This is a genomic window from Pelagimonas sp., from assembly GCF_050633425.1.
Taxonomy (GTDB): domain Bacteria; phylum Pseudomonadota; class Alphaproteobacteria; order Rhodobacterales; family Rhodobacteraceae; genus Pelagimonas.
The window spans coordinates 1-15501 of sequence record NZ_JBOEGM010000021.1 but is presented as its reverse complement, the minus strand read 5'-3'; the positions used below and the strand labels follow the sequence as shown (position 1 = coordinate 15501).

Below are 15501 nucleotides of genomic sequence, written 5' to 3'. Positions count from 1 at the left end.
GTTGGCAATCAAAGCCGATAGGCTTGTTTTGCCAGTCGGTATGTAAGGTCATGTGCGACCTCATACGCTTCTGCCTCGCGTAGACGGCCAGTGCTGACCAGCGACGCGAGATAGGCACAGTCCGACCGCCGGGCGACGTCATGGCGCGCGGGGATCGAACAAAAAGCTCGAGTGTCATCGTTAAAGCCGGCGGTGTTATAGAATCCGCAGGTTTCGGTGGTGGCTTCACGGAACCGCTTGATGCCTTCATAGCTGTCAAAGAACCACCATGGTGGACCAAGTTTCAGCGCAGGATAGGCACCAGCCAACGGGGCGAGTTCCCGGCTGTAGCTGGTTTCGTCCAAAGTAAACAAGATGATCGTCACGGTCGGATCCATTCCAACCGCATCCAGCATGGGTTTTAGCGCGGCGACGTAATCCGTCCGTCCAGGAATATCAAAGCCCTTGTCCCGTCCGAATGTTTCGAAAACGGTGGCGTTGTGATTGCGGCGTGAGCCGGGGTGGATTTGCAAAACCAGCCCGTCATCTTGGCTCATCCGCGCCATTTCGGTGAGCATTTGCCCGCGGAAGGCATCGGCCTCCTCGGCTGTGCATTCCGACGTGAGAACTTTTTGGAACAGCTTTTCCGCGTCCTGTTGCGACAGGTTTTCGGTGCGGGCTGTGGGATGCCCATGGTCGCTTGCCGTTGCACCGAAGGATTTGAAGTACTGACGGCGGGCGCGGTGGGCCTTGAGGTACCCGCTCCAAGTATGGGTGTCTTCGCCGGTTATTTGGCCAAGCTCACGTAGGTTTTGCGCAAAGCCTTCGTATTCTGGATCAACAACAGCGTCGGGGCGATATGTGGTGATTACATTTCCGGCCCAAGAACTGTCGCGAATTTGTTGATGCCAAGCCAAGTCATCCAGCGCGCCTTCGGTTGTGGCCAGAGTTTCAATGTTGAAACGATCAAACAGGGCGCGGGGGAGAAACTCCGCCTCGGATAATTTGGCTTCTATGCGGTCGTAATAAACGTCTGCGGTTTCGGCGTTAAGCGGAATGTCCAGATCAAATACATGCTCAAAGGAGTGGTTGAGCCACAAAGATGAGGGCGTGCCACGAAAGAGATGAAAATGCTTGGCAAACAGACGCCAGATTTTGCGTGGATCAGTCTCGATAGCGCTTCCATCAATGCTTGGAACGCCCAAATCTGCCATTGAAACACCGCAGCTGACCAGCATCCGAAACACATAGTGGTCGGGGGTCACAAAGAGCTCGGCCGGGTTCGGAAATCTTTTGTTTTCAGCAAACCATTTGGGGTCGCAATGACCATGCGGGCTGATGATGGGGAGAGATTTAACGCTGTCATACAAATCGCGCGCCAATCCATGCTGGTTTGGGTCACTAAACAAGAGGCGATCAGGGGCAGTCAGAAGCATAAAAATTCCCAGTAGCTACGAATCCATCTAGATGTTAACAAGACTAGTATGCAAGTTTGATGTTTGTGTCAAAAGCTAAACTGCGATACCTCTAGGAAACAAATTTTGACGACCGGAAATGCGATGGTTCATTCAGTCATATCTCACCTCAAGGCTCCGGCTCCCCAAACGGCTTCGGACCAGATCTTTCAGGTTCTCTATGCCGCTGTAATTTCATTGGAATTACCGCCTGGCCTTAAGATTTCTGAGACGGAAATTGCCAAGCAGATGGGTGTATCGAGACAACCGGTGCGCGATGCGTTTTATAGGTTGTCCAAGCTGGGATTCCTATGGGTCAGGCCCCAACGTGCTGCCCAAATTACAAAAATTTCGGAACAGGGCGTTTTGGATGCGGTCTTTTTGAGAATCGCAATCGAAGTGGAGTGTCTCCGAGCGGCCATGTCGAATTTAACCGATCACGATACAATGATGTTGCGGGCCAATTTGGCCCAGCAAGAAACAGCTCTGGAAGACCCGGATCCAGCGCTTTTTCACAAGTTGGACGAGGCTTTGCATGAAAAAATCTGTGAAATTGCCGGGCATCCGCATGCATGGACTTTGATCCAAGAACAAAAGGCGCATGTAGATCGGATTCGTTTCCTCACCCTGACACATGAACGTCGAAAGAGCGTTTTGCAGGAGCACCATAAGGTGGTTGATGCGATTGTGTCGCGCGACGCAGAACTGGCACAACAGAGTTTGCGAGAGCATCTATCGACAGTCAGACGGGATTTGACCCGGATTCGGTCAGATTTTCCCGACTATTTCGCCTCTTGAGAGGCTAGGGCCAAGGACGCGGAATGGAAATGAAGGCAAACCGCCCGCCATTTGCTGCCCTCGTTTTAAGGTCTCTGAGCTAGAGTGCCCGCCGTCTTGCCCCGCGTGCCAACGGCTAAGGCAGTGTTTTAGGGTTTCACTATGGCCATGTGGCCCTGATCTGCTTGCGATTTTTTCGGTGGGGTGCGACCGTGGCACCAATGACCACCGTATATTTGTGAGCCCCCAATGATCCGACCAATAGCACTCCTTACCAGCCCGTTGTTTTGTCTGGGCCTTGCCGCCTGTGAGCCCGTCGCGGGGACCGAGGGGGCTTCGAATGGGCGTGTCACTGTGCCTGAGTCCGTGTCCTCGATCGCGGCATCACATCAGGATCTTAGCACGGCCCGCATTGATCCCAAGGACGGTTGTTTTTGGTACACGCATCGCGGGCCAGTCGAAACCACCGAGCTGCCGTTGCGCACCGCGCAAGGCAACCCGATTTGCACCAGACCGGCCAGCTGAGTGTTATAGGCGGCTTCCGTCTGTGGGATAGAGATAGGCGGTGACGCCGGTATCCACCTGATCATACAGCGCGTTGATATGCGGCATCACCATGCGCACACAGCCCGAACTGGCCCGCGTTCCGATGGACCGTGGGGCAGGGGTGCCATGGACCCGCAGGTAGCTGTCGCGATTCCCGACGTAAAGATAGAGCGCCCGTGATCCCAGCGCATTGGCTGGGCCTGGGTCCATGCCATCGGTCCAATGCGCGTATTTTTCCGGCTCGCGTTTGATCATGGCACTGGTTGGAGTCCAGCGTGGCCATTTAGACTTGCGTTTGATCGTGTAGACGCCCGGCTCATATAATCCGTCACGCCCAATCGCTGCGCCATAACGCATCGCTGTTCCGTCATCTTGAATGTGGTACAAATAGCGGGCAACTGCATCGACATGAATGTCACCCGGTTTTAGCCCCGGATTGGCTTTGACACGACGCGGAAGAAATCTCGGATGCAGGCCCCAGGGGTTGCTGGTCTCAAGCTCAAACCCTTGTGGCGTGACCTGTGCATCCCATGCATCCCAGTCGCTTGGGGCTGCCAAGGCCGGGCTGATAAGTCCGGGAGTGGCCAACGCGGCCAAAGATGCAATCATGTGGCGTCTGGTAAACATAGGAAACCTTTCGAACGTGTCGGACCATTGCCCGACAATAAAACCGCCAAATCGGTGGGAGCTTCAACCACAATCCGGTCAGGAAGGGACATTTCTAGCAAGAATAGGGGTGTTGGTGGCACTGAGCGCCGCTTCACTGCCGCGCCATGGGGCGCATATGCAACGAGCAGAGATCATTTGGCGGTGTTGCGGGCAGCCTATTGCAAAACGTCGAATGCGTAACATTGGTCTGAGGGCTCAGGGCCAATCCATGAGGCTTGTTTCGATGACCTTGCTTTGATGAGCTTTGGACGCCGCCGCCTCAAGTCGAAACTGGCTGGGCGGAACGCTTTCGTGCTTGCGAAAGAAAGCGCTAAACTGCGCGGATGTTCCGAAGCCGAGATAGGCCGCGACTTGTTCGACACTCATGTTGGATCGGGTCAAAAGCGCCTTTGCCTCGCGCAGGGAACGCTCATGTACCAAGGCAAGAGGTGTCCGCCCCAAGGACTTGGTCGCAAGGTTGTGCAGCCGGTCGGCCGTGGTGCCCAAGGCATTTGCGTAATCAGAAATACGCCAGCGATCGCGAAAGTGGGCCTCAACCAACTGGCGAAATCGTCGAAGCAAAATGGTCTGAGGACCATCGGATGAAACAGTGTCCTTTGCATGGTAGCAATGGCGCCAAAGGCGCACCAACAAACAGCGCAACTCGGCTTCAATAATCGTTTGCTGACCCGGTTGGTCGTTGTCAGATTCAAAGGCGATGGCATCGATGGATTTTCGGACCAGGACCTCTTCATTGGGAAGCTCAGCCAGCGGCATAAGAACCGTGCCACGCACCATGATGCGTAATTCGATGGCCTCGGGCCTGCTTCCCAGCACCGTAAACATATCCTGTTCATCAAGGGCGAGATGAACGCCAACCGAGCCCGCAATCAGCTTGACTGACCTGTTATGTGCGACGGGGTGGCACAACAGGCCGGGGCCCGAAAGCTGTTGCGTGACGTCTTTTTCATCCTCATCTCTGCCGGTGAGTTCAAGCATCCCGGAGTGGAGAAAAACCACCTGCCAGGCGCGTGTGTTGTCCTGATAAGGAGAGACAACCATCCTGTCCTGAAGGCCGCTTTGCAGATCAGCAATAAAGATCAAACCTTGGTCTAGGCTCATCGAAACGGCCCTTTTCCCGCTGCTCGTGCCAGAATTTGACAAATATCACCCATATTTTCACATTTCACAAACGCAAAATTACCCACACACTCGCTCAGAGACGTCGGAGGGATTGCAACAAAGAGCAATGCGCGTCTGGGGGGAACGTCCGGGGGGGACACTGATGACACGGCGCCTAGTCACCGTCGCGGGCGATGCGGAACACGTCGCAACGCCTGCCACGCGGAAAGCGGATGATGCCGCCAACCGTGCGGCGCGTGCGTTTGGAGAGTGGTCGCGAACGACACCCAAGGACCGGGTGGATTTGTTGCATTCTGTGGCCCAGATGTTGGACCAAGGCCGCGATGAATTGGTGGCATTGGCGACCGAGGAGGTTGGCGCCTCGCCACAATGGATTGATTTCAATATCGAGATTGCCAAGAACATCCTGCATCAAGCCTGTGATCTTGTCCCGCTGATGGGGGATCAAACCGTCAATCATGAGGATGGGCGCACATCCATTGTCCGACGTCAGGCGGTTGGCGTTGTTCTTGGCTTTGTTCCTTGGAACGCGCCTGTTGCATTGGCAGTCCGCGCTATGGCGGCCCCGATTGCATGTGGCAATACTGTCGTCTTAAAGGCGTCAGAGCATTGCCCCAAAACACATGAAAAAGTGGTTTCGTTTTTTGCAGCTGCGGGCCTTCCGCAAAACGTTGTCTCGGTGGTGACCAATGAAACCAAAGATAGCATAGATGTTGCCAGATCACTGATCCGTCACCCGGCGGTGCGCCGAATAAACTTTACCGGCTCGACCCGAGTTGGGCAGATCGTTGCCGTCGAGGCCGCGCAGGTGATGAAGCGGAGCCTGTTGGAGTTGAGCGGCAAGGCACCTCTCATTGTTTTAGACGATGCAGATATAGACGCCGCAGCAGCTGCGGCCATGACCGGGGCCTTTTTTAACCAGGGGCAGGTTTGCATTTCCACAGAGCGGATCATTGTTCTGAATGATATTGCCGATGCGTTCGTTGCCGCTTTGGTGAGTAAATCCAAGTCGCTGGTTGCGGCGGATCCCAAAGTGAAATCCGCGGATTTGGGACGGCTGATAAATGCTGATGCCGCCACACGGATTTCCGGTCTTATCAGTGACGCTGTTTCCAAAGGCGCATTGCTGCGCTTGGGGAGTGAGACATCGGGCGAGGTCATGCAGCCGGTGATTTTGGACAACGTCACACCAAATATGCGCATTTACAGTGAAGAAAGCTTTGGCCCAGTCGCGTCGATTATCCGCGTACGGAACGAAGAAGACGCGATTTCGGTGGCCAACGACACGGAATTTGGCCTTGCGTCGGCGGTGTTTGGTGGCGACATCGACCGGTGTCATGCCATCGCCAACCGTATCGAAACGGGCATATGCCAAATCAACGGCCCGACGATTTTTGACGATCCAACGATGCCATTCGGTGGGATGAAATCCAGTGGCTATGGCCGGTTTGGAGGAACTGCAGCCCTGGACGAATTCACCGATATCAGGTGGCTGTCACAGCACGATGCGTTGAACAGCTCGAAACTAGAAGAAATGCTGAATCTTGGGAGGACCAAAGCATGATCATGAAAAGAAGAACGGCCCTAAAACTGGGTGTTGCAGCCGCAGCGAGCCTTGCCGCGCCACGTTTGGCGATGGCGCAATCAGATGTGATCAAAATTGGTGCGGTCGCCCCAAAAACGGGTCCGCTGGCGGGCGGCGCTGTTGTCACGCAATGGCCAAATGTTGCGCTCTGGGCGCATGAGGCCAACGCCAAGGGCGGTTTAATGGTCGATGGTGCCAAAAAAATGGTCGAAGTGATTGAATATGACGATCAAACCAATCCGGGCGAAACCATCAAAGCGGTTCAGCGTCTGGCCACCCAAGACAAAGCGGATTTCATTGTCGCCCCCTATGGCACTGGCCTGAACATCGCGGCGGCGCCTTTGTTTAACCGGTATAAGTATCCTCAGCTTGCCGTATCTGCGATCACCGATCAGATCGAAGACCTCTCGGGCCAGTTCAACAGCATGTTCTTCTTGCTTGGCTCGACCACAGCTTTTGTGAAATCCGTTGTGGATGTCCTGAGCGGCATGCAGGCCGAGGGCACTTTGACGGGCAACAAAATCGCAATGGTCAATGTGGCCGACGCCTTTGGCATTGAGCTGGCAACGGCTGCGCGCCCGCTCTTTGCCGAGGCCGGTTTTGAGATCGTTTATGATACGTCGTACCCGCTGGGCACGCCCGATCTATCCCCGGTGGTCAAAGCGGCTAAGGCGGCGAAACCCAACGCGTTTATCGCATGGTCCTACCCGCCGGATACGTTTGGTTTGACCGAGCAGGCAATCATCGAAGACTTGCAGGTTGAAGCCTATTACACCGCCGTTGCCACATGTTTCCCGGCCTTTGGTGGACGCTTTGCAGGCGCGGCCGAGGGTATTTTGGGGGCAGGGGGCGTGAACCCTGACAGCGACAAATTCAAAGCCTATGCCAAAGCACACAGTGACGTGACCGGCAACGCGCCCGATGGTTGGGCATCGGCCACGACATATGCCTCGTTGCAGGTTTTGGAGCAGGCAATCGGCGCGGTTGGATTAGATCGGGAGGGTGTAACCGAACATATCAAGTCCGGCACATTTGATACGGTGCTGGGGGATATGTCCTTTGATGCCAACAACTTCAATCCGAAGTTTTGGACCGTCGGCCAATGGCAAGACGGTGTCTATCAAGGTGTGGCAGAGACGGGGCGTCCGGGCGCAAAACCTGTGCGAACCAAACAAGGCTGGGCCTAAAACTTAACGACTGACCTCGTCGCATTGGCGAGGTCAGCTCTGTCACGGACGACTTCATGGATATCTTTATCATCGGGCTTTTGCTCGGAGGAACCTATGCGTTGATCGCAATGGGTCTCAACCTGCAATACGGGGTTGCCAGGATCATGAACCTTGCGAATGGCGAAATGCTTGTCGCGGGCGGTTTTACCGCGTTTTGGTTCTATACCGCCGGCAATATCAGCCCGCTTTTGACGATTTTCATCGTGGCTCCCGTGGCCTTTGCGCTGAACTGGTTGATCTATCGGATTATGCTCGAGCCTTTGGTTCGCCGGGCAAAATCCCGAGGTCAGCTTGAGGTTGACTCAATCCTCGCCACTTTTGGGATGTCGTTTATCGCCGTGGGGCTGATGCTGTGGGCGTTCGGAGGCGATTACTTCAACTATTCGTTTTTGGCGGTCCCGGTGACGATCATGGGCGACACCTATGCACAAAACCGGGTCTTGGCCTTTGTCTGTGCGGTTGTCATCTGTGCGATTTTATTTGCTTGGATCAATTATTCACGCGCAGGTCTCTCGCTTCGGGCATTGGCGGTTTCGCCTGAAAGTGCGCGATTGGTTGGGATCGACGTGCGCCAACGGTCGGCAATCGCTTTTGCGCTTGGGGGCGCGATCACCGCTGTTGGCGGGGCCTTGATCTCATCCTTTTTGACGCTTGATGCCTCAACTGGTGTCGCCTTTACGCTCAAGGCGCTGATCATCGTCATCATGGGAGGCGTTGGCGACGTTCGAGGCACCATCGTTGCCGCTTTGTTGCTTGGAGTGGTTGAAACCTTGGTTGCCTCCTTGATTGATCCCGGTCTGACACTGGCTGCGGCCTACACGCTCTTCATTTTGACCTTGCTGTTTCGCCCGCAAGGTCTCTTTGGAAGGAAGCCATCATGATCAACGGCAAAGAAATCCAATCCGTTGCGCTGGCGGCAACATTGCTGATTATCGCGGCGGCGCTGCCTTATTATGGCTCCGATTATGTCCTGTCGATTGGCATCACAATCGCGATGTTTACTGTTTTGGCGACAAGCTGGGCGCTGTTTTCAGGGCCAACGCATTATATATCTCTTGCGACGGCCGCGTTCTTTGGCCTTGGAACATACACCACCGGGCTGGGATTTGAGAGCCTGCCGTTTTGGTCACTCGTCTTGTTGGCCGGTGTGTTTGGGGCTGTTCTTGCGGCACTTGTTGGCCTTGCAACCTTGCGACTCTCGGGGGTTTATTTCGTTATTTTCACCCTCGGATTGGCCGAACTGATCCGGCAGGTCATCACTTGGGGGCAAAACATGACCGGGCAAAAAGGCCTGTATGTTCTGACCGATTTCACCGAAGCCAATCTTTACCAAATGCTCGTTGCACTGGGCGCGGGTGTGTTTTTGGCAGGGTGGTTGATCGGGCGGTCGCGCCTGGGCTTTGCGCTCCGCATTATCGGTGATGACGAAACGGTTGCCGCGCATTCTGGCATCAACACCGCTCAGGCCAAAGTCTTGCTGTTCATGGTATCAGGGGCGGTTGCCGCCATGACGGGAGCGATCCTGGCCCCGCGTTACGTGTATATCGAGCCGTCGCTCGCCTTTACGCCGCTTTTGTCCTTTCAGGTTGTGATCATGGCGCTTTTGGGCGGTGTCCACAGGCTTTGGGGGCCAATTGTCGGGGTCATTCCATTCACGATCATCCTTGAGACGATCTCAGCCAATTTTCCCAACCAGGTGACCCTGTTCATCGGGGTGGTTTTCCTGATCATCGTCTACTTTATCCCGCGCGGGTTTGCCGGGTTGATCGAACAAATTCGCACATGGATGCAAAAACGTGAGGGGCTGACATGACTTATGCCGTTCTTTCATTACGCGGGGCCACCAAGCGATTTGGCGGGTTGGTCGCAGTGAACAACATCGATTTTGATGTGCGACCCGGCCAGGTGCTGGGGCTGATTGGGCCAAATGGGTCCGGCAAATCAACGACGCTCAATCTGATTTCCGGCGCTTTGCAACCAACCACCGGGGAAATCTCTTTGCATGGTGCGGCGATCACCAATTTGCGCGCTGACAAAATAGCCAAGCGCGGTATCTCGCGCACATTTCAGTTGGTGCGTCTTTTGCCATCCATGACTGTCGAGCAAAACATCATCGCCGGGGCTGTGTTTGGCCATCGACGTCGTTGGGGGGCCGTGGCGGCTTCAGAAGCCGCGCAATTGGCCGAGCGTGTTGGTCTTGGTGGCAAAACTCACATGAATATTGAGCAGCTGACATATATTGATACCAAACGGGTGGAATTGGCGCGTGCTTTGGCTTCGGATCCCAAGGTGTTGCTCTTGGACGAATGGCTGGCCGGGTTGAACCCAACCGAACTGCAAGTGGGGATTGAGCTGATCCAATCATTGCGGGACGAGGGCCGCACCATCATTCTGGTTGAGCATGTGATGGACGCCATTCGGTCGCTTTGTGATTATTGTGTGGTGATGTCGTCTGGGGCGAAAATCGCCGAAGGCACCCCTCAGGATGTCTTGTCAAACCCCGAAGTGATCCGGGCCTACCTGGGGGATGACAATGCTTGATATTCGTGACCTAAGCGTGTCCTACGGCAAACACCAAGCGTTGGATGGCGCTTCGCTCCATGTCAACATGGGGGAAATCGTCGTAATTCTTGGGGCCAATGGTGCGGGCAAATCGACGCTTCTCAAAGCGATGTCGGGTATCTGTGAAGGCCAAACCAGCGGCAGTGTCACGTTAGACGGACATACTATCAGTGGATTGAAACCGGACCGGATTGTCGAGGAGGGTATTGCCCTCGTGCCGGAAGGGCGTGGCATTTTCGGCGATCTAACAGTCGAAGAAAACCTGAAACTGGGTGCGTTCCCGGAACGGGCCCGAGACGAAGAGCAGGCGAACCTTGACCGCGTATATGCGTTGTTCCCCAAACTGACCGAGCGACGCAAACAGATCGCTCGCACGATGTCAGGTGGTGAACAGCAAATGGTTGCGATTGGGCGCGCGATGATGTCGTCGCCCCAAATTTTGACACTGGACGAACCATCGCTCGGGCTATCACCGCTGCTGTGCAAAGAGCTGTTTCAAAACCTAAGCGCAGTCCGCGAACTTGGCATCGGGATTTTGATGGTCGAACAGAATGCCAAGCAGAGTCTGGCGATTGCAGACCGGGGGTATCTGCTTGAAAACACGCGGATCATTCATGAAGGTCGCGCGGAAGCGTTGATGACTGATCCTGCGGTGCAAGCCGCCTATCTGGGAGGTGGTGGCAAAGCTGCGGCTCCTGTCATAACCAAAGCCACTGACACGGTTCACCAACAGCCAAAACCAAGCAAAGCCGTGATCCCGTCGCAGCGAAAGCCTCGTCAAACTGCCGACAGTTTGGTTGGTTTTGATGTCAGTGATCTGGTGGCAAAGGCAGGTCAGAGCGCGGCATCTGAGCGAACGGCTCATCAGCCGTCATCGGGTGCCACATCAGGCTCAAAAACGTCTCTCACCAGCGCCACGAAGGCGGGGGAATTGGGGGCAATGCTTAAGGAATTTGAGATAGCCGCGGCGCGTGCCGGTCGATCATCTCCACTGCCGAGTTATCAAAAACCGGGATCGCGTAGCGCCGAGACGGTTTCGCCCGCCAACCCGAAAACCGAAAAGCCCGTCACAATCGAAATATATCGCGCGCCGCGCGTGGAGGTTTACCGCCGCAAACCCTCGACCGGCGCGTTTGAAAAAGAATAAGGAGAGGTCAGGTGCTTGACGTGAATACCCCACACACCCTCAAAGGTATGTTTATCAACGGTCAATGGATTGCGTCCGGCGCGAGCTTTGACGACATCAACCCAAGCGATGGCTCCGTCTGGGCCAAAGCCCCGGATGGCGGCGGTGCCGAGGCACGCAAAGCCATTGATGCGGCGCAAGGTGCTTTTCCGGCGTGGTCTGGCCTGATGTTTCAGGAACGTGCGCATTATATGCGTAAAATCGCAGACATTTTAGAGCGTCGGCAAACGGACTATGCGACGGCCAATCAGGGCGAAGCCGGCGGGTGGTTTGGCAAGGGGATGTTTGAGGCGGGGTATGCGGTCGAGGTTTTCCGGGCCGCAGCCGCGATGTGTTATCAGAGCACCGGAGAAATCCTCCCCTCATCGCACGGCAAGCTGTCGACCGCTCAGCGTGTGCCAATGGGCGTCATCAGCGTGATCAGCCCATGGAATATGCCTTGCATTTTGACCGCACGCGGATTTGCCTTTCCTTTGGCAGCGGGCAACACGATTGTGTTGAAACCCTCCGAAGATACCCCTTATTGCGGCGGGATTTTCTTTGCTGAGGTGCTGGAAGAGGCGGGCGTTCCCACCGGTGTGTTCAACGTCGTGACCTCAAGCCGGGCCAATGTCGCAGAGATGGGCGATGAGCTGGTCGAGAACCCACTTGTCAAAGGCGTGTCCTTTACCGGCTCGACACCGGTGGGACGTGCGATTGCCGCCAAGTCGGGCGCGCATCTCAAGAAATGCTGTGTCGAACTGGGGGGAAAAGACAGTCTTATCGTGCTCGACGATGCCGATATGGAGCGCGCCACTGCGTCCGCCAATTTCGGGGCCTTTATGCATCAAGGTCAAATTTGCATGAGCGTGGAAAAAGTGTTGGTGCATGACAGCATTTATCACGAGTTTCTGGCCGGGCTAAAAGCCAGAACGGCCAAGCTCAAGATGGGTGACACCGGCGACAAATCCAACGTGATTGGCCCACTGATCAATGACCGCCAAGTCGACCGGGTCCAAAGCCAGATCGAAGATGCGATTGCCAAGGGGGCCAAGGTTGAAATCGGCGGAGGCGTAAACGGGCGCTTTGTTGAACCGACAATCCTGACGAATGTCGATACCACGATGGATGTCTGGAATGATGAAACCTTTGGGCCCGTTGTGGTTGTGGTGCCCTTTGGCTCGGATGACGAAGCCATCGCGCTGAACAATGACACCGAATATGGGCTGTCCTCAGGAATCATCACCCAAGATGAAGCCCGCGCGCTTGCCATGTCTCAGCGTCTCGAAACAGGCATGTGCCATGTCAATTGTTCGTCCGTCAATGATGAGCCACATGTGCCGTTTGGCGGCTCAAAGGCGTCGGGTGTTGGTCGGCATGGCGGACGGTGGTCGATGGAAACATTCACCGAAACACGATGGATCACGCTAGATCGCGGCCATCGCCCTTACCCCCCTGTTTTCTAAGGAAACCCTATGCAAGGTCTACTCAAAGGCAAACGCATTATCGTCACCGGGTCATCGTCGGGAATCGGCTATGAGACCTCAAAACTCCTTACTGAGCAGGGGGCGGAAGTTCTCGGAGTTGATATCAACAAAAACTTCGATCATGTCGAAGAATTCTATCGTGCCGATTTGTCGGATCCACGGGCCATTGATGCGTTGATCGACGTTTTGCCCGATGGGGTCGACGGTCTGGTTAACAATGCCGGGTTGCCGCCAACGCGCCCGGCGGAACAGCTTTTGGCGATCAACCTGTTGGCAATCAAGCGCTTGACCCAAGGTGTGGTCGCCAAAATGGCCGACAATGGCAGTATCGTGAACGTTGCTTCGCTCGCTGGGTTTGGCTGGCCCCAAGCGGTTGAGGCGATAAAAGCCAGCGAAGCGCTGAGCTTTGATACGATTGCGCCGTTTATGGCCGAGCACAATATCACCAACGAAGGGGGGCGCAGTTACTTTTTCACCAAAGAAGCCCTGATCGTCTGGACCATGCAAAATCGCTGGACGTGGCGTGACCGTGGAATTCGGATGAACTCGGTGAGCCCAGGCCCGGTGGCCACCCCCATTTTGGGCGACTTTCTTGAAACGCTTGGCGCGCGCGCCGAAGAAGATGCCCGCGTGATGGACCGCCCCGGTGAAGCCACCGATATCGCCCCGGTCATCGCCTTTATGCTCAGCGATCTCAGCACCTGGATTCGCGGCACAAATATTCCAACCGACGGCGGCATGTCGTCCAATATCCTGTGTAACATTCACGGGCTCTAAGAGAGGACTTCACTCATGCCTGCACTGGCTTGGATCATTCTTTTTGTCATCGTCGTTGTTGTGCTTGTTGCGCTGGCGGCCTCCTTTTACCAACGCGCATCTAACGAGGTCGCGCTTGTCAAAACCGGCATCGGCGGACGCAAAGTGGTGATCGACGGTGGGACGCTTGCAATCCCTTATTTCCATGAAATTGCGCGGGTCAACATGCAAACAATCCGTATGAGCGTGACCTGCAATGGTGAGCGCTCCTTGATCACCCAAGACCGCCTGCGTGTTGATGTGGGGGCCGAGGTTTATGTGTCGGTCAAACCAGAGGCTGATGCGGTGAGCCGCGCAACGCAGACGCTTGGCAAGCGGTTGTTTCAGGCCGAACAGTTGCGCGGATTGCTTGATGGGATGGTGATTGATGCGCTTCGGGCAGAAGCCGCGAAATCAACCATGGACGAGCTGCATGAAAACCGAGGGGCCTTTGTGGCGGCGGTTCAAGCCGCGCTGAGTGACCCTTTGGCCAAGTTTGGGTTGGAAATGGACAGTGTTTCTTTGATTGGTCTCGATCAGACGCCCTTTTCGGCTTTGGATGAAAACAACGCCTTTAACGCGGTCGGGATGCGCAAACTGACCGAAGTTATTTCCAAGTCACGTAAGGAACGGGCTGAAATTGAACGCAATTCTGAAGTGTCTGTAACGCAGACAACGATGGAAGCCGAAAAGCGCAAGCTTGAGATTGAGCTAGAGCAGCGTCGCGCCGAGATTGCTCAGACGCAAGAGATTGAAACGCTCATTGCCGAGCAGATGGCCGATATTGCGGGCAAGAAAGCCGATGCGGAACGCGCAAAAGCCCGCGCTCGTATTCAAATGGAGCAAGACATTCAGGCCGATGAAATCGCAAGCGCCAAAGCATTGCGCTATGCAGAGATCAGTCGTGAACAGGATTTGGAATTAGCCGAACAGGATCGGCTGATCCAGATTGCGGCCAAAAGCCAAGAAGAAAGCAAAGCGCAAGCCGAGGCAGATGTGGCGCGCACCGAAGCCGTCAAAGCCGCCGAAGCCTTGCGCACTGCCGAGGCCCTGGCCCAAGCCGAACGTGGCAAAGCGCTTGCCTTGATGTCTGCTGAACAGGAGGCCGAAGCCGCGGCAACCCGTGCCCGTATTACATCGGAAAGCGACAAGTCGACAGCGGCCAGCAAACGCGCGGCGATGGAAGAAGAGGCGCTGGCGCTCAAGGCGGTTGAACTTGCCAAGGCCGAAGCGACCCTTGCCCAGATCAACGCTGAAAACGCCCGATCCGAAGCAATTGTTGCCTTGGAACTTGAAAAGGCGAGGCTGGAAGCCATGCCCAAAATCCTTGCCGAAATGGTAAAACCGGCTGAGAAGATCAAAGGGATCAGCATCAACCACATCAGCGGCATTGGTGGCAATGGTTCTGGGCCAAGCGAGGCCAAGGCCCCGGTCGCACAAGCCATCGACTCTATCATGGATATGGCGGTGCAGATGCCTGCGTTGAAAAAGATCGGCGACGCCGTTGGTGTTAATCTGGAAGACCCTCTCAGCGACGCTTTGAGCAAACCCAAAGGCAAGTGACACCCGGAACACGGGTTAGCGGGCGATCTTTGACTTTGAAACAAACGTCGTCGTGGGCGTGCGCAACACTCGGGCTTTGGGATCGCGGCCCCCCCGCTAGTGGGTTCATGACCAACTGCACACATGCGACAAACGGTAGGCCCCAGTTTCGATCAGGGATTGGGTTACCACCGTGGATGGCCATCGGCGAAAAGACCCGTCTGCTGTAACAATTGTCGATTTAAGATGGGCAAATGTGCGGGCGAGGGACGTTTTGGAGTTTTGCACCGCTTAGCGTTCCGGTTGCATTCCTGAGGGGGTTTAGTTGAGGAGAACGCTTTTGCCTATTCCAAACGATTGGAAACCTTGTTGGTGTTTGCTCCAAAGGTCGAGAGCCATCAAGCGCATCTTCCCTAGTCCCCAGTCTCAAAAGGATGGGGGCTTTGGCAGGGCGTTGGTATGAATTCTGCGTAAACGCTTGGCACGGAATGAAACTTTTTTCTGGACGCATTTCGTTATGAAGTATATCTATTATATCAAGTCATTAAATTGCAGCGACTTGATAGAAACACTGGGCCATTATTGAGGA

At 55.1% G+C, this 15501-nt stretch carries 14 protein-coding genes; 11 read left to right on the top strand and 3 right to left on the bottom strand.

The genetic code is table 11. The features are described 5' to 3' along the window. Positions 1-8: 8 nt before the first annotated feature. A complete protein-coding gene (gene uxaC, locus ACRBB0_RS17950) occupies positions 9-1415 on the bottom strand; it encodes a glucuronate isomerase (protein ID WP_431375833.1) in 1407 nt (468 codons plus the stop codon). Between the two features lie 123 nt (positions 1416-1538). Here uxaC and ACRBB0_RS17945 point away from each other — a divergent pair, with 123 nt between their 5' ends. Together ACRBB0_RS17945 and ACRBB0_RS17940 are read left to right on the top strand one after the other, a co-directional pair. Further along, positions 1539-2231 carry a GntR family transcriptional regulator gene (locus ACRBB0_RS17945; RefSeq protein ID WP_431375948.1) on the top strand — a complete coding sequence of 231 codons (693 nt, stop codon included), beginning with the start codon at positions 1539-1541 and terminating at the stop codon, positions 2229-2231. A 228-nt stretch (positions 2232-2459) separates the two neighbouring features. Then, complete coding sequence (locus ACRBB0_RS17940; RefSeq protein ID WP_431375832.1) at positions 2460-2735, top strand: hypothetical protein; 276 nt, start codon at positions 2460-2462, stop codon at positions 2733-2735. Between the two features lie 3 nt (positions 2736-2738). Here the strand turns inward: ACRBB0_RS17940 and ACRBB0_RS17935 are convergent, their stop codons facing one another. Both ACRBB0_RS17935 and ACRBB0_RS17930 read right to left on the bottom strand, forming a co-directional pair. Continuing rightward, positions 2739-3383: a L,D-transpeptidase gene (locus tag ACRBB0_RS17935; RefSeq protein ID WP_431375831.1), complete on the bottom strand. Its 645-nt coding sequence runs from the start codon at positions 3381-3383 to the stop codon at positions 2739-2741. Between the two features lie 237 nt (positions 3384-3620). Further along, a complete protein-coding gene (locus tag ACRBB0_RS17930; protein ID WP_431375830.1) occupies positions 3621-4526 on the bottom strand; it encodes a helix-turn-helix transcriptional regulator in 906 nt (301 codons plus the stop codon). A gap of 163 nt (positions 4527-4689) precedes the next feature. Here ACRBB0_RS17930 and ACRBB0_RS17925 point away from each other — a divergent pair, with 163 nt between their 5' ends. From ACRBB0_RS17925 to ACRBB0_RS17885, 9 genes are read left to right on the top strand one after another with little or no spacing between them, the layout of a single operon-like run. After that, a complete protein-coding gene (locus tag ACRBB0_RS17925) occupies positions 4690-6111 on the top strand; it encodes an aldehyde dehydrogenase family protein (RefSeq protein WP_431375829.1) in 1422 nt (473 codons plus the stop codon). Next, positions 6108-7319 (top strand): amino acid ABC transporter substrate-binding protein, encoded by a 1212-nt coding sequence (locus tag ACRBB0_RS17920; RefSeq protein ID WP_431375828.1) that lies wholly within the window; start codon positions 6108-6110, stop codon positions 7317-7319. Before ACRBB0_RS17925 ends, ACRBB0_RS17920 begins: the two co-directional genes overlap by 4 nt. Before the next feature lie 56 nt (positions 7320-7375). After that, positions 7376-8242: a branched-chain amino acid ABC transporter permease gene (locus tag ACRBB0_RS17915; RefSeq protein ID WP_431375827.1), complete on the top strand. Its 867-nt coding sequence runs from the start codon at positions 7376-7378 to the stop codon at positions 8240-8242. After that, positions 8239-9174 carry a branched-chain amino acid ABC transporter permease gene (locus tag ACRBB0_RS17910; protein WP_431375826.1) on the top strand — a complete coding sequence of 312 codons (936 nt, stop codon included), beginning with the start codon at positions 8239-8241 and terminating at the stop codon, positions 9172-9174. The genes ACRBB0_RS17915 and ACRBB0_RS17910 overlap by 4 nt, the downstream gene beginning before the upstream one ends. After that, complete coding sequence (locus tag ACRBB0_RS17905) at positions 9171-9902, top strand: ABC transporter ATP-binding protein (RefSeq protein WP_431375825.1); 732 nt, start codon at positions 9171-9173, stop codon at positions 9900-9902. The genes ACRBB0_RS17910 and ACRBB0_RS17905 overlap by 4 nt, the downstream gene beginning before the upstream one ends. Next, positions 9895-11070: an ABC transporter ATP-binding protein gene (locus ACRBB0_RS17900; RefSeq protein WP_431375824.1), complete on the top strand. Its 1176-nt coding sequence runs from the start codon at positions 9895-9897 to the stop codon at positions 11068-11070. The genes ACRBB0_RS17905 and ACRBB0_RS17900 overlap by 8 nt, the downstream gene beginning before the upstream one ends. Before the next feature lie 11 nt (positions 11071-11081). Further along, complete coding sequence (locus ACRBB0_RS17895) at positions 11082-12554, top strand: aldehyde dehydrogenase family protein (RefSeq protein ID WP_431375823.1); 1473 nt, start codon at positions 11082-11084, stop codon at positions 12552-12554. Positions 12555-12563: 9 nt separating this feature from the next. Next, on the top strand, positions 12564-13352 hold the full coding sequence (locus tag ACRBB0_RS17890) for a coniferyl-alcohol dehydrogenase (protein ID WP_431375822.1): 789 nt from the start codon (positions 12564-12566) through the stop codon (positions 13350-13352). Between the two features lie 15 nt (positions 13353-13367). Then, entirely contained in the window at positions 13368-14933 is a 1566-nt protein-coding gene (locus ACRBB0_RS17885; protein WP_431375821.1) for a flotillin family protein, read from the top strand. The last annotated feature ends 568 nt before the right edge of the window (positions 14934-15501 follow it).

Excerpts from the sequence above, each read along its gene's own strand:
- ACRBB0_RS17945 (WP_431375948.1), top strand. The coding sequence starts at position 1,539 with ATGGTTCATTCAGTCATATCTCACCTCAAGGCTCCGGCTCCCCAAACG.
- ACRBB0_RS17900 (WP_431375824.1), top strand. The coding sequence starts at position 9,895 with ATGCTTGATATTCGTGACCTAAGCGTGTCCTACGGCAAACACCAAGCG.
- ACRBB0_RS17910 (WP_431375826.1), top strand. The coding sequence starts at position 8,239 with ATGATCAACGGCAAAGAAATCCAATCCGTTGCGCTGGCGGCAACATTG.
- ACRBB0_RS17925 (WP_431375829.1), top strand. The coding sequence starts at position 4,690 with ATGACACGGCGCCTAGTCACCGTCGCGGGCGATGCGGAACACGTCGCA.
- ACRBB0_RS17930 (WP_431375830.1), bottom strand. The coding sequence starts at position 4,526 with ATGAGCCTAGACCAAGGTTTGATCTTTATTGCTGATCTGCAAAGCGGC.
- uxaC (WP_431375833.1), bottom strand. The coding sequence starts at position 1,415 with ATGCTTCTGACTGCCCCTGATCGCCTCTTGTTTAGTGACCCAAACCAG.
- ACRBB0_RS17920 (WP_431375828.1), top strand. The coding sequence starts at position 6,108 with ATGATCATGAAAAGAAGAACGGCCCTAAAACTGGGTGTTGCAGCCGCA.
- ACRBB0_RS17940 (WP_431375832.1), top strand. The coding sequence starts at position 2,460 with ATGATCCGACCAATAGCACTCCTTACCAGCCCGTTGTTTTGTCTGGGC.
- ACRBB0_RS17890 (WP_431375822.1), top strand. The coding sequence starts at position 12,564 with ATGCAAGGTCTACTCAAAGGCAAACGCATTATCGTCACCGGGTCATCG.
- ACRBB0_RS17915 (WP_431375827.1), top strand. The coding sequence starts at position 7,376 with ATGGATATCTTTATCATCGGGCTTTTGCTCGGAGGAACCTATGCGTTG.
- ACRBB0_RS17905 (WP_431375825.1), top strand. The coding sequence starts at position 9,171 with ATGACTTATGCCGTTCTTTCATTACGCGGGGCCACCAAGCGATTTGGC.
- ACRBB0_RS17885 (WP_431375821.1), top strand. The coding sequence starts at position 13,368 with ATGCCTGCACTGGCTTGGATCATTCTTTTTGTCATCGTCGTTGTTGTG.
- ACRBB0_RS17935 (WP_431375831.1), bottom strand. The coding sequence starts at position 3,383 with ATGTTTACCAGACGCCACATGATTGCATCTTTGGCCGCGTTGGCCACT.